The 14376-nt window shown below is 57.9% G+C and carries 10 protein-coding genes; 7 read left to right on the forward strand and 3 right to left on the reverse strand.

The window, feature by feature from the left end; genetic code table 11:
- Nucleotides 1–54 precede the first annotated feature (54 nt).
- The 3 genes from HRH33_RS10945 to HRH33_RS10955 all read right to left on the reverse strand — a co-directional run bounded on the left by HRH33_RS10945 (nt 55) and on the right by HRH33_RS10955 (nt 4196).
- A complete protein-coding gene (locus tag HRH33_RS10945) occupies nt 55–1224 on the reverse strand; it encodes a hypothetical protein (protein ID WP_173603443.1) in 1170 nt (389 codons plus the stop codon).
- A gap of 14 nt (nt 1225–1238) precedes the next feature.
- A complete protein-coding gene (locus HRH33_RS10950; protein WP_167417405.1) occupies nt 1239–2126 on the reverse strand; it encodes a nitrilase family protein in 888 nt (295 codons plus the stop codon).
- Between the two features lie 111 nt (nt 2127–2237).
- A complete protein-coding gene (locus HRH33_RS10955) occupies nt 2238–4196 on the reverse strand; it encodes a flavin monoamine oxidase family protein (RefSeq protein ID WP_167417406.1) in 1959 nt (652 codons plus the stop codon).
- Between the two features lie 201 nt (nt 4197–4397).
- Between HRH33_RS10955 and HRH33_RS10960 the strand changes: the two genes are divergently transcribed.
- The 7 genes from HRH33_RS10960 to HRH33_RS10990 all read left to right on the forward strand — a co-directional run bounded on the left by HRH33_RS10960 (nt 4398) and on the right by HRH33_RS10990 (nt 14361).
- Nucleotides 4398–4742 carry an FKBP-type peptidyl-prolyl cis-trans isomerase gene (locus tag HRH33_RS10960; RefSeq protein ID WP_094066315.1) on the forward strand — a complete coding sequence of 115 codons (345 nt, stop codon included), beginning with the start codon at nt 4398–4400 and terminating at the stop codon, nt 4740–4742.
- Nucleotides 4743–4777: 35 nt separating this feature from the next.
- On the forward strand, nt 4778–5365 hold the full coding sequence (locus HRH33_RS10965; protein ID WP_167417407.1) for a GNAT family N-acetyltransferase: 588 nt from the start codon (nt 4778–4780) through the stop codon (nt 5363–5365).
- 453 nt (nt 5366–5818) lie between these two features.
- Entirely contained in the window at nt 5819–8524 is a 2706-nt protein-coding gene (mgtA, locus tag HRH33_RS10970; RefSeq protein ID WP_167417408.1) for a magnesium-translocating P-type ATPase, read from the forward strand.
- A gap of 16 nt (nt 8525–8540) precedes the next feature.
- Complete coding sequence (locus HRH33_RS10975) at nt 8541–9257, forward strand: MgtC/SapB family protein (protein WP_034097241.1); 717 nt, start codon at nt 8541–8543, stop codon at nt 9255–9257.
- A 300-nt stretch (nt 9258–9557) separates the two neighbouring features.
- Complete coding sequence (locus HRH33_RS10980; protein WP_034097243.1) at nt 9558–10187, forward strand: response regulator transcription factor; 630 nt, start codon at nt 9558–9560, stop codon at nt 10185–10187.
- Between the two features lies 1 nt (nt 10188).
- Nucleotides 10189–13803, forward strand: a complete 3615-nt coding sequence (locus tag HRH33_RS10985) for a transporter substrate-binding domain-containing protein (protein ID WP_167417409.1) — start codon at nt 10189–10191, stop codon at nt 13801–13803.
- Between the two features lie 135 nt (nt 13804–13938).
- Complete coding sequence (locus tag HRH33_RS10990; protein ID WP_034137761.1) at nt 13939–14361, forward strand: ANTAR domain-containing protein; 423 nt, start codon at nt 13939–13941, stop codon at nt 14359–14361.
- Nucleotides 14362–14376 lie beyond the last annotated feature (15 nt).

Below are 14376 nucleotides of genomic sequence, written 5' to 3' on the forward strand. Positions count from 1 at the left end.
TTGGCCTATGAGGGTTCAAGAGATGGGGTTAGGGGCGGGCCCTAACCACACACCTCAGTTTGCCAGCCAGCCGACAATCGGCACGATCATCAACGTGCTCAACGCCATTGAGATCACGTTGCCGATATAGGGGTGGAAATGCGCGGGTAGCCTCGACGCAATCGCAAAGGCCAACGGTGGTGCGACCAGAGCACCGAGCAATGCGCTGGCGCCCATCACGGTCAAACTCCCGCCATGGGTCAACACCGCCGCCGGAACGACCGACACCAACGGAACATAGGTGGGGTACCAGCCGCGCCGTATCCATTGCCGACGCCATATCACCACGCCCGCTGCCGATGTCATTGCCTGTGCGCCGATCATGGACAGGAGCAGGCCAGAGCCATATGCCGGGCTCATGGGGTTGAGCGCATAAGCGAGCAGAACCCCCGCCAGCAGACCGAGACTGGCCAGCTCATTGCCGAAAAACGGCGCTTCGGAAAAGTCAGCCAGCACTCGGCGCAGGCTCCAGACAACACCATAGTCAGCCGGTGCAACCGGAGCGGGCTTCTCGGGAGCGATGTAGTCCGAACGCACCAGCGAGGGCACTTTATGACACAACGTAAAGGCGATCACGCTTCCAGCGGCCATGCCCAATACGTTGCCGACCACGGCGGGCAAGCCCAGCGGTACGCACACCAGATTGACGATCAGCAAGCACATGGGCGTGACCAGCAATGCACCCAGTACCGCGCCATTGAGGGTGACCTTCCAGCCGCCGCCAAACATCAGCACCATCGCCGCCGGCAATGAAACGAACGCCGCGAAGGTAGGCTGCCAGGTTTCGGCCGTGACACTCCAGCCCCACAGCAGATTGCTCAGCAGCAAGCCGATCAACGAACTGGTCACCAACCAGGGCCATAAGCCGGTGCCATAACAGATGGAAAAGCCTTGCCAGGCTTTGCCCTGCCGACTCGCCCACCAGGCCAGATAAGCACCACTCAACAGACCCAGGGATGCCAGCTCATGCTTGTAGAAGGCGACCTCGCTGATGTCGCCTGTTACCCAACGCAACCAGGCCGCCGGATGCGGCAAGGCCGTGACCATGTCGCGATAACCCGGCCATGAGCCTTGGTGAGTGGAGACCACATAGAGCATCACTAAGATCGCGATGGCTCCCAGGGCCAGGACGGTTAAATCCAAGCGTGAGCGCGTGGGTATTTTCTTGGTCAGTAAAGGCTCCATAAATCGCCCTCCGCTCAACGAGGCAGGGCGGGGTGGTGGGAGTAGCCGAGCATCTGATCGTACAAATCATGGCGGCGGTCTCTGTGCAGGTCATTGAGGCTGTTCCAGATCGGCGCACTGCGAGCACTGGTCACGTCGATGTCGGCAAACAGGATTTCCTGGCGATTGGCCGAGGCCACTTCACCGATCGGCCAGCCATTGGTGCCGGCGATCAACGAGCATCCGAGGTAGCGCGCATCGCGCTCTTGGCCGATGCGGCTGGCGGCGGCGATAAACACGTTATTCACATGGGCGGCGGTCATCGTCAGATACGACGCCATGCACTTCCCGGCTTCATCGAACAGCGGCGGTGGCGTCCACACCCAGTTGTTCACGCTGCAGATAATATCGGCGCCTTGTTGGCTGAGGATGCGCGGCACCTCCGGGAACCAGATGTCCCAGCAGATCAACAGGCCGATGCGGCCTATTGGTGTTTCAAACACCGGAAATCCAGTATTGCCCGGTGTGAACCAGAGCTTTTCCAGGTTCCATAGATGGGCTTTGCGGTACTTACCGATAAAGCCATCGGGGCCCAGCAACACCGCAGTGTTGAACAGCTGCCCATGCTCAATCTCGTTTAGACCGGCCACCAGGTACACCTGATGCTTGCAGGCAAAATCCGTCCATTCCCTTACGCTCTGGCCATTCGGCACGGCCTCTGCGTGATCGAAGGCATCCTGGCGACTGCTGAAGAAATATCCGCAATTGGCCAGTTCCGGCAGCACGATCAGATTCGCGCCACCGTTGGCCGCTTCGGCAGCGAGGGAAAGGCTTTGACGCAGGTTATCGCTTCGATTGGCGACTCCAACCTGTGGATCGAACTGAATGACGGCAACGCGGGCGGGGCTTGTGGGTGTGCTCATGAGGTTGGCCTCTTATTGTTATGCAACCGGATTTGGTTGGGTGTTTATAAGAGGCGGGTTAATGTTTAAATGAAAGTCAGATGATTCCTTTTGTGTTGTAGTCGGTTTCCTTTAGAGGATTGCATGCTCTGTTTTGTACTCGGGGTAGTCTCGCATGCTAAATCCACCGTTGAAGCTCGCCTTGGTTGTGTTGCAGATGTTAATTACTGTGTCGACGGCGCCCCTGAAACAAGGCTCCGTCCAACCTGAATCAACAGAAAAGGATTCGCCGCATAGATAAAGTCCAGAGATGGGTGAGAAGTCTCTGTTGTATTTCATTAAGCCTACGGCCTCGTGATAAGTTCCCGGTCGATAAAGCTTTGCACAGCCTAAAGAATTTTTATCTTGCATCCATCGCTGAACAATTGCCTGGTCGCGCCCTATATAAGGGGATATACGCTGTTTAATATTATTTGAGTTTAGAAGGATCCTATCTAGTTCTGCTATGCATTTGTCGACAAGTTCTTTGTCGGTGAACGATGAAAGCTTCATTGCGTCATCCTCCCATGTATAGCTCAAGAGGATGCAGTCATAAGTGTCATTGTTGTTGTAGCGGTAAGTGTAAACGTCATGAATGAAACTGTCGGTGACAATGGCTTGGGGTATTTTTTTGTTGAGGCTTAGGAATGTTTTTTTCAATGGTGCATATACTTTGCAGCTGCTTTCCCAATGAGCTGTCTTGTAGGCGGTTATAGTTTCGAAAGGCAGCATTTTTTGATCAAATCCCTCGAGCTGAATTTGCGTTTCTATCAGCCATGACGGAAGCGTCATGACGACTGAGTCAGCATCAATAAACTCTTGCTTGGTCATGAGAGGGGATGTGACGTTCCAATCGTAATAAACCCTGATTTTTGCGTTGCCTAGTTTTTTAAGTTTTGTGACGGCGCAGTTTGTCAATAATCCAGCAGGGCTTTTAATTAGATGTTCGTAAGGTGAGTCTGCGGTTTCGCGCGATTTTATAAAGAGTAGGGATTCTGTCAGCGAGGCGAGGCCAATATAGTTTGGTTTACTAAATTTTAGCCCTCTTGAATCACTGATTGTCCTTGCTTCAAGATAGGGAGATGGTATCGGTTTACCATCGCTATCCACGCGTCCGTGGATTAGCTGTAGATGACTGCTGAAGCCAAACATCGCTGTGCGTATCGGGTAAAGTGAACATACATCGTAGAATGCCCCCCAACTGCCGTCACCAATACCGATGGAATAAAAAATAGCAGATTCCTGCGCGGTCATACCCATCCCGCCGAAATTCCCAGGATCAATCTGCGACCATTGATCTATGGCAGGCATCTTCACGAGATCACGAAATGAAGTTGCTTCGTATTTTTTCACGATCGCAGCCCACATTGTCTCCCAGTACTCGGAGCCGTAATGCTCGCAAATATGCATTGTCATCCGCTCGGCAAAGGTTTTCCACTTGGTAAATACGAGGCGTAAGAGTTCTCCAGGCGGAGCCGTTTTTCCATCTGTATTTTTCCAAATAAGCATGTTCGGTTCACTATCCCCATCCAAGCATCCCTCACGCAGATAGATTCCGGTTGAATGGACTGTAGGGCTTCCGGGGTTTGGGAAATCGGAGTGGACCAGTTCAAACTCGCTGGCGTAATAAGCCATGAGGGACCGGCCATCTTTGGGAGGCTCATTTGTTTTGTTGAAAAAAGGCATTCTCATTGCACCTAACTCAAAAGGAGGGCGACCGACAGTGGCCGTGTTGTTGCTGCCTAGGGCTGTAAAGTGTCGCCCGCCCACGCGGCTCGACTTTTCAATCAATGTAATGTTTTCGAAACCGCATCTATGCAATTCGCGAACAGTCGTTAAGCCTGTAATACCTGCACCTATTACGCAGATTTTGTGGCCTACGTCGGTCGCTTTAGCGATGCCATCGTCTTGCTCCACCAACCTTCGATAGTCGAAACACAAGTCGGGTGGATTGGGGAATGAGGCTCTCCACTTTTCGTTAGCGTTTCGCTTTTTGTGACGACGCTCCCGGGCGATATCTGCGGGGTAATTGAAACTGGAGCCGATGGTCATTTCTAATCTTCCTGTTCAGAGGTATTGGTTACTCTTCAGGTTGAACATCAACACCGAATGTGAAAATCAGCAGCGTGTGATTTGAGGTAAAGGTAAGTCACCGTCGCGTGTAGGTGGAGGGCGTCTGACGGTTGTCTCCAAGCTTGCCAAGCCCGCCCGATTCTGGGAAAACGCTGAGTTTTCAACTTTCAACGAGTCGCCATGAACCCCAACGAACTCCAGATCACCGACATCCGCCCAGGCACCGGCAAAGCCGTGGTCAAAGGCGCGCTGATCACCACTCAATACACCGGTACGCTGGCGGACGGCACCGTGTTCGATTCCTCTTGGGAGCGCGGCAAGCCCTTCCAGTGCGTGATCGGCACAGGGCGCGTGATCAAGGGCTGGGACCAGGGCCTGATGGGCATGCAGGTGGGCGGGGTGCGTCGCTTGTTCGTGCCGGCGCATCTGGCGTATGGCGAGCGTTCGGTGGGCGCGCATATCAAGCCCAACAGCGATTTGCATTTTGAGATCGAGTTGCTGGAAGTGCTGACGCGGGATGATTAATCCCTGGGCAAATGATCAGGAGGAGGGAGCGCGACATGGAGGTTTTGCCTGAATGCGGGGTTGAAGGCATTCGCGTGAGTGAATTGCACGCTGCCGACGAGGCGCAGTTGCAGTGTTTTTTTGCGCAAGCACCGGATTATTTCATCGCGGTCAATGGCGAGCCGGCCCGCCCGACCGAGGCGCGCGAAGAGCTACAGAGCCCATTGCCGCCAGGCTGGCAGTGTCGACGGATGTATTGGCTGGGTTACCGCAATGCAGAGGGGCAGTTGGTCGCGGTCGTGAACATGGCTGCCGATGTGCTTGCTGCCGGCGTATGGCATATCGGTTTGCTTCTGGTGCACACACGCTTGCACGGCACCGGGTTTGCCCAGCGCCTGCATTCAGGCTTGCAGGCGTGGGCGGTAAAAAACGGTGCCCGATGGTTACGGCTGACCGTGGTGATCGGCAATCGCAAGGCCGAGCGTTTCTGGTCCCGGCTCGGCTATTTGCCGGTGCGCACGCGCGCAGGGATCGTCATGGGACGCCAGGAAAATAGCGTGTCGATTCAGGTCATGGCGTTGTGTGGCGCAGGGATGGATGAGTATTTGAGCCAGGTGCCGCGAGACCGAGCGGATGCCCCTTGACCCAGACTATCCGTCGCCCAAGACGCCCTTCCTGAACCCATCCTGAAGAACTTTCTTATTCATCATGCAGAAACTTTCCTACGGTTTACTCTCCGGAAATCGGGGCGTAAGCTTCGCGCGTTTTCATCAATTGCGGAGACCCTCAGTGGGTACTTGTTCGAGTGACAGTAGTCGGCCGGTTCTGGTAACCGGCACATACTTGGCAAGATAACGCGCATGCTTTCGATGCCGTTGTCTCGCCACTAACGCGAGAAGCGGCATCCCGGCCGCAGCCTGTCCTGGCTGTGCCTCGATCCTCTCTCATCGACGCTGACCAGCTCCCGGGTTCTCTCGGGCTGCTACGGACGCGCCTGCCTTTTATCCGGCGGGCGAGCCCGGTGCGACTGTGCCTGTTCGGCGCGGTGCGCACGGGCCGTACCTGCACGACGGTTTCCTCGCGCAGGAGTAATACTCATGAACCTCGCTCTGCTTAAAGAGTTCTTCGCCGGCTTCCTGCGGACCCGGCACATTGCCCGGCACTTCCGTCGCCTGGCCATGCTTGAGACCGTCAACGACGCCAGCGTCAGCCGCGAAGTGCCGCCGACCCTGGCACAAACCCTGGTCGGCGCGGCTAACAGCAGCGCCGTGCAATTGCTCGGTACGCTGGGCAGCCACATCGACGGCCTGACCGCCGCCGAGGCCGACGCTCTGCGCGTGCAGTACGGCCTCAACGAGGTCGAGCACGAGCAGCCGCTGCCGTGGTGGGTGCACCTGTGGCACTGCTATAAAAATCCGTTCAACCTGCTGCTGACCCTGTTGGCGGTGATCTCCTGGCTGACCGAGGACATGAAGGCCGCCACGGTGATCTTCTCCATGGTGGTGCTCTCGACCTTGCTGCGCTTTTGGCAGGAGGCCAAGTCCAACAAGGCCGCCGATGCGTTGAAGGCTATGGTCAGCAACACTGCCACGGTGCTGCGCCGGGATGACGGCAAGCGCATCGAACTGCCGATCAAGCAGCTGGTGCCGGGCGATCTGATCGTGCTGTCGGCCGGGGATATGATCCCCGCTGATTGCCGCGTGCTCAGTGCCAAAGACCTGTTTGTCAGCCAGGCGGCGATGACCGGCGAATCGATGCCGGTGGAAAAATTCGCCCAGCAGCAGGACGCCCAGACTCGTAACCCGCTGGACCTGGAAAACATACTGTTCATGGGCACCAACGTGGTTTCCGGTGCGGCCACGGCGGTGATCCTCACCACCGGCAACAGCACCTATTTCGGCGCGCTGGCCCAGCGGGTCACCGCTACTGACCGTGCCACCACCTCGTTTCAGCATGGGGTGAACAAGGTCAGTTGGTTGCTGATCCGCTTTATGTTCGTGATGGCGCCGCTGGTGCTGTTCATTAACGGCTTCACCAAAGGCGACTGGACCGAAGCGCTGCTGTTCGCACTGTCGATTGCCGTGGGCCTGACCCCGGAAATGCTACCGATGATCGTCACCTCGACCCTGGCCAAGGGTGCGGTATTTCTGTCGCGCAAAAAAGTCATCGTCAAGCGCCTGGACGCGATCCAGAACTTTGGCGCGATGGACGTGCTGTGCACCGACAAGACCGGCACCCTGACCCAGGACAAGATTTTTCTGGCACGCCATGTCGACGTGTGGGGCGAAGAGTCCGACGACGTATTGGAAATGGCCTACCTCAACAGTTACTACCAGACCGGCCTGAAAAACTTGTTGGACGTGGCGGTGCTTGACCATGTGGAAGTGCACCGTGAGCTGAAAGTGGGTACGGCGTTTCAGAAAGTCGATGAGATTCCGTTCGACTTCAACCGCCGGCGCATGTCGGTGGTGGTGGCTGAACAAGGCCTGCCGCACCTGCTGATCTGCAAGGGCGCCGTGGAAGAGATTCTGTCGGTGTGCAACAGCGTGCGCCATGGCGACACCAATGAAGCGCTTACCGAAGAACTGCTGGCGCGCATCCGGCAGGTGACTGCTGCATTTAATGAAGAAGGGCTGCGCGTGGTAGCGGTGGCCGCGAGGCCAATGACAGCGGGGCGTGACACCTACAGCCTGGCCGATGAAAACGACCTCACGCTGATCGGTTATGTGGCGTTTCTCGATCCGCCCAAGGAAAGCACTGCACCGGCACTCAAAGCGCTCAAGGCCCACGGAGTGGCAGTCAAGGTGCTGACTGGCGATAACGAACTGGTCACCGCCAAGATCTGCCGTGAAGTCGGCCTGGAGCAACAGGGCCTACTGATGGGGAACGACATCGAAGCGATGACCGACGCTGAGCTGGCCACGGCGGTGGAAACCACCAACGTGTTCGCCAAGCTCACGCCGGCTCACAAGGAACGCATCGTGCGCCTGCTCAAGGCCAACGGGCATGTGGTGGGCTTTATGGGCGATGGCATCAACGATGCGCCGGCGCTGCGTACGGCGGATATCGGTATTTCGGTGGACAGTGCGGTGGACATCGCCAAGGAAGCCGCGGACATCATCCTGCTGGAAAAGAGCCTGATGATCCTGGAGGAGGGCGTGCTGGAAGGCCGGCGCACCTTCGCCAACATGCTCAAGTACATCAAGATGACCGCCAGCTCCAACTTCGGCAACGTGTTCTCCGTGCTGGTCGCCAGTGCGTTCATTCCGTTCCTGCCGATGCTGCCGATGCACCTGCTGGTGCAGAACCTGCTGTATGACATCTCGCAGATCGCAATTCCGTTCGACAACGTCGATGCGGACATGCTGGCCAAACCGCAGCGCTGGCAGCCGGGGGACGTGGGGCGCTTTATGTTGTTCTTCGGGCCGATCAGTTCGATCTTCGACATCACCACCTTCGCCCTCATGTGGTACGTGTTCGATGCCAATACGCCGGATCACCAAACCCTGTTCCAGTCCGGCTGGTTCGTGGTGGGCCTGCTGACCCAGACGCTGATCGTGCACATGATCCGCACCCCGAAAATCCCGTTCTTGCAAAGCCGTGCGGCGCTGCCGTTGATGGTGATGACCGGCGTGATCATGGCGGTGGGCATCTTTCTGCCAATGGGCCCGCTGGCGCATTACTTCAAATTACAGGCGCTGCCATCGCTGTACTTTGTGTTTTTGCCGGTGATTCTGCTGGCGTACATGGGGCTGACCCAGGCGGTGAAGGGCTACTACATCCGTAAGTTTGGCTGGCAGTGAAACGGGGTGATTTACCATGCAGGCAATCAACAACATCAACCTCGATTCCCTGATCGATACCCTGGTCAGCCTCACCGCGGCGTTTATTCTCGGTGGGCTGATCGGCTTCGAACGTCAGTACCGCCAGCGCACGGCGGGGCTGCGCACCAATGTACTGGTGGCGGTGGGCGCGGCCATTTTTGTCGACATGGCCAACCGCCTCGGCGGCGCGGACGGCGCGGTGCGCGTAGTGGCGTATGTGGTGTCGGGCATCGGCTTTCTGGGGGCCGGGGTGATCATGCGCGAAGAAGGTAATGTGCGCGGGCTTAACACCGCCGCCACGCTGTGGGCGTCGGCGGCGGTGGGGGCCTGCGCCGGCGCGGACCTGATTCTCGAAGCGCTGCTGGGCACCTTGTTTGTGCTGGCGGCCAACACCTTGCTGCGGCCGATCGTGAATAACATCAACCGTCAGCCGCTGGATGTGGTGTCGGCGGAGGTCACCAACATCCTGTACGTCATCGCGCGGCGCACCCAACAAAAGGCCGTGTTGGCATTGCTCGAAGCGGAACTGGCGCGATGCAACTACCCGGCCAGCGACGTGGACGTGCGCCCGTTCGGTCCTGAGGAGGTGGAGATTGAGGCCACACTGGCCGTGACCTCGGTGGACGGTGACGAGTTGGATGCTCTGGTGGCGCGCATCTCTATGTCGACCCTAGTGGTGCAGGCGTTCTGGAGCCCAAGTACCACTGAATAAGCCCCTGAGGGAAACGCCTACGCTGACGAGCTTGGCTATGCTGTGGTGAGGAAAATTCCTACAAGTATTCGGGACTAGCCCTTCATTTGAACACGCGCACCGTTGCTATGGTTGCGCGCTTGCGCCCGCTTCAGATCAAGGCGCAACGCTACGTTTTTACTGTGTGTTCAAAAAGGAAGGGCCCGTACTGCCTGTAGGCGTTGCGCTGAGTTTCAGAACCGTTTGTCGGAACTGTTACTTTTCACAGGTAGATGAGGCTCGCTTGATATGTAAGCGTATTGATCCTCCCAGGGGAGTCTTATGAGCAACAAAGCTTTAATTGTGGATGATCATCCTTTTATACGTGCCACCGTCAAATACCTGTTGAAGCAAGAAGGCTTCGATAAGATTTTTGAAGCAGGCAATGGTGCCGATGCGATGCAGATTGCTCGAGAGGAACGCCCGGACCTGGTCATTCTCGACTTGGCGATGCCCAAGCTCGGCGGGCTGGAGGTTATCAGTCGTATCAAAGCCCTGGAACTTCCCTGCAAGATCCTGGTGCTCACGTCGTATCTGGCGGAGTTCTTTTCCACGCGCTGCATGCGCGCCGGTGCGATGGGGTTTGTCGCCAAAACCGGTGAGCTCGATGAACTGCAAAAGGCTATCAGGGCGATCCGCTCGGGCTACAGTTGCTTTCCCAGCCTGGCTACCAGTTCGGTGCGCCGTGACGATCTACAGTCCTCGGAGAAGGAATTGGTGGATTCGTTGTCGGACCGCGAACTGACTGTGTTGCAGAAACTGGCCCTGGGCCTGGGCAACAAGCAGATCGCCGCGGATATGCTGTTAAGTCACAAGACCATCAGCACCTACAAAACCCGGCTCAAGGAAAAACTACGCATGTCCTCGGTGGTGCACTTGTCCAAGTTCGCCCAACGCAATCACCTGATTTGAAATGATCACCTCTCGGCTGGCGAAACTCACGGCCATCCTGCTGATAGGGCTGTTGCCGCAGGCGGCGATAGCCCTGGACGATCCGCATCAACTGCGGTTGCTGGGGCACTCCACGCTGGAAAACGCCTCCGTGACGCTGGACGAGGCCGATTGGCGCTGGCTGCGGGAGCGGCGCACGCTGGTGATGGGGGTGTCCGGGCCGGATTACGCCCCGTTTGATTTAACCAACAACAAGAACGAACTCGAAGGCATCACCGCCGATTATGCGGCGTTGATCGCCGGGGTACTCCACGTGACGGTGGAGGTGCAGCGCTTCGATACTCGCGATGAGGTGATCGAAGCCCTCAAGACCGGTGTCGTGGATTTTGTGGGCTCGGCCAATGGCTATGAGGCGGCTGACCCGCAATTAGTCCTGTCCCGCTCTTATGCCAATGACCAACCGGCATTGGTCACACGCACCGGCGACAGTCACGCCCTCAGCGCGGACCTGGCGGGCAAGCGCGTGGCGATGCTTTACCACTATATGCAGCCCGATGCCGTCCAGGCCTTTTATCCCGATGCGCAGTTGCTGCTGTTTGGCTCGACGTTCGAAGCCATCGGCGCCGTGGCGTTCGGCCAGGCAGATGTGTACCTGGGCGACGCGATCAGTGCGCGTTACCTGATCAACAAGAACCACCTCAATAATGTGCGTTTGGCGGACTTCTCTGCGTTGGAGGTCAACCCGTTCGGCTTTGCCTTCGTCAAGGACAATACCCGTCTGCTGACGATTATCAACGCCGCGCTGGCCGCGGTGCCGGCTAACCAGCAGATGGAAATCCTGCGCCGCTGGAGCGCTGGCGGCAGCGGCTTCCTGGAAGCCGACCGGCTACGTTTGAGTGCGAGCGAACAGCGCTGGCTGGAGAAAAATCCCCGGGTGAAAGTAGCGGTGCTCGACAAGTTTGTGCCGCTGTCGTACTTCAATGAGAAGGCGCAGTTCGAAGGGTTGAGCGCCGAGGTGTTATCGCGCATCAGCCTGCGTACCGGTTTGAAATTCGACGTGGAGCGTGGCAGCTCGCTGCCTCGGCAAATTGATGAGGTGGGTAGCGGCCAAGCGGACATGCTGGCGGTCGTCACGCCAAGCGTGGAGCGCTCAGAGAAAATTCGTTTTACCCGACCCTACCTGTCCAACCCCTATGTATTAGTGGTGGCCTCAGGCAATGAAAACCTGATCACCCTGGAAGACATGGTCGACAAGCGTCTGGCGTTGATCGGCGGCGGTGGTCTGGCGTCCTACATCGCCGTGCATTATCCGCGGATTGATTTTGTCGATGTGGAGAACCCTGAGCAGGCCATGGCGTTGGTGGCCAGTGGCGGTGTGGAGGCCGCCGCCGTTTCGCTGATCAGCGCGCGCTACATGATCGCGCGCCATTACCGTGACGGACTGCGCATCACCAGTACTATCGGCACCGAGCCGGCGCGCATCACTTTCGGGGTCAATCGTGGCCAATTGGAGCTGTACTCGATTCTCGACAAAGCCTTGCTGAGTATCACGCCCGAAGAAATGGACGAGCTGACCAACCACTGGCGCAACGAGATCATCCTGGAAGACAGCTATTGGATACGCCACCGCAATGTGATCATTCAAGGCTTTGGCCTGGCTGCACTGCTGCTGGTGGTGACGTTGGGCTGGGTCCTCTATTTGCGCAACCTGATCCACAAGCGCTCCCAGGCTGAACGGGCGTTGAGCGATCAGATGCGGTTCATGAGCGTATTGATCGATGGCACGCCCCATCCGATTTATGTGCGTGACCGCCAGGGTCGGCTGATGGCCTGTAACAATGCTTACCTGGACGTGTTCGGCTTCAAGCTCGAAGACGTGATCGGCAAGACCGTGGTGGAAACCGACACCGGCAACCCGCCCCAGGCCCAGTCGTTCCATGCCGATTACCTGCAATTGATGGAGCGTGGCGAGCCACAGATTCATGACCGCGTGCTCAAGCTTCCCAGTGGCGAAGTGCTGACCATCTATCAATGGATGCTGCCGTACCGTGACGGTGACGAAAAGGTCGTGGGCATGATTGCCGGCTGGGTCGACGTCAGTGAGCGCCAGCGCTTGCTGGGCCAGTTGCAAGAAGCCAAGGAGGAGGCCGACGCCGCCAACCGGGCCAAGACCACGTTCCTGGCCACCATGAGCCATGAGATTCGCACCCCCATGAACGCCGTGATCGGCATGATCGAACTGGCGCTGAAGAACGCCGAGCAGGGCCGTGCCGATCGCGATGCTCTGGAAGTGGCGTCGGTGGCCTCGCGCGGCATGCTGGAGCTGATCGGCGATATTCTCGATATCGCGCGCATCGAGTCCGGCCATCTATCCCTGACCCTGGCTCCGGCCAACCCGCACGAACTGCTGACGTCAGTCGCGCGGGTGTTCGAGGGCCTGGCGCGAGACAAGGGGCTGGCGCTGCAGGTGGAGCTCGATCCGTTGATCGACTGTGCGGTGATGCTTGACCCGTTGCGCTTCAAGCAGGTGGTGTCCAACCTATTGGGCAATGCGATCAAGTTCACCGCCACCGGCCAGGTGCGCCTCGGCGCAATGGGCACAACCAGTCTGGACGGTCACTTGAACCTGCGGTTATGGGTCGAAGATACAGGCATCGGCATCAGCGCCGAAGACCAGCAGCGCTTGTTCAACCCGTTTATACAAGGCGGCAATCACGAACAGTCCGCGCGCAGCGGTTCAGGCCTGGGCCTGGTGATCAGTCGCAACTTGTGCGAGATGATGGGCGGCCAATTGCACCTCACCAGTGTGCTGGGCAAAGGCACACGGATAGACGTGGCGTTGGCGCTGGCGCTGACGACCGAGGCGCCGGTCTCTTTGCCTGTGCCGCACATTCCGCCGGCCCGGGCGCTCAACATCCTAGTGGTGGACGACTACCCGGCCAATCGCGTGTTGTTGGCGCGGCAACTGAGTTTCCTTGGGCATCATATCGTGACGGCCGACGACGGCGAGCAAGGGCTGGCGTTGTGGCAGAGCGGGCATTTCGATGGGGTGATCACCGATTGCAACATGCCCCTCAAGGATGGTTACGCGCTGACCCGCGACATCCGCGCCCAAGAGCGTCAACGTGGCCTGGTGCCGTGCCTGGTGTTGGGATTTACCGCCAATGCCCAGCCCGAAGAAACCGCGCGTTGCCGCCAGGCCGGTATGGACGGATGCCTGTTCAAACCGACCGGTCTGGAGGATTTGCGCTCGGCGCTGGCGCCCCTCACAGCGCATGCCGCCACCAATGCAGCTGAACCAGTGTTCGACTTGAGTGCGTTGATCTCGCTGACGGGCGGTGACAAGGCTGCCCTTGATGATCTATTAGCGCCTTTGCTTGCCAGCCTTAAAGAGGATCGCGCCGTGCTGCCGGCGTTGTACGAGCAGCGCAATTTATCCAAACTGCATGACCTGGCCCATCGCGTCAAAGGTGGCGCGCGCATGGTCAAGGCCCAAGTGTTGATCGCGTGCGCCGAAACCCTGGAAACCGTTTGTGAGCGCCAGCAACTCGACGCCTTGGGCGCGGCGGTCGAGGCGATAGGGTTGGCTATCGACAGCTTGCACCATAGCCTGGCGCTTTACTGCAATCAGACATGACGGCAATAAAAGGTCATTCGGTTGATTTGGGAGAACTCCTACGCGAACGGGGAACATGCCTGATTTTGTCGTCGGAATATGTCTGGACAATGGGCAGGGCTCACCAACGAGCACTGCCTGCCCAGGGGGGTTGCCATGCCGAACAAAGCACTGACTATCCTGATTGCCGATGAACAGCACCTGCAACGGCTGTACATCGAAAAAATGCTCAATCAATTGGGGTACCACCGGATTGTCCCGGTGCAAACCTTCGAAGAGGTCCAGATACTCACGGCCATCCCGGCCGAGCCGTTTGATGTGCTGATCATCAATGCGGGGCTGCTGGTCGATACTTGCGAGCCGCAACCTCAGGCGCGTCATGTGCTGGTCTACGACCACCTCGACCTCTGCAAGCCGACCGGCGCTACGCCGGCGGTACTGGTGCGCTTGCCGGGTGTACCGGACAACGTCAATCTCGAACACTTTATGGATATCATCGACCCACCCGAGGCCGCTACCGGCCTGCGGGTGTTGCCTTGGCTACGCGAGCTATCCCGCCAGCCAGTGGCCGGAGTCTAGCCCCGCTGCGGGACG

Origin of the sequence: Pseudomonas rhodesiae (assembly GCF_013285305.1) — a bacterium.
Lineage (GTDB): Bacteria > Pseudomonadota > Gammaproteobacteria > Pseudomonadales > Pseudomonadaceae > Aquipseudomonas > Aquipseudomonas rhodesiae.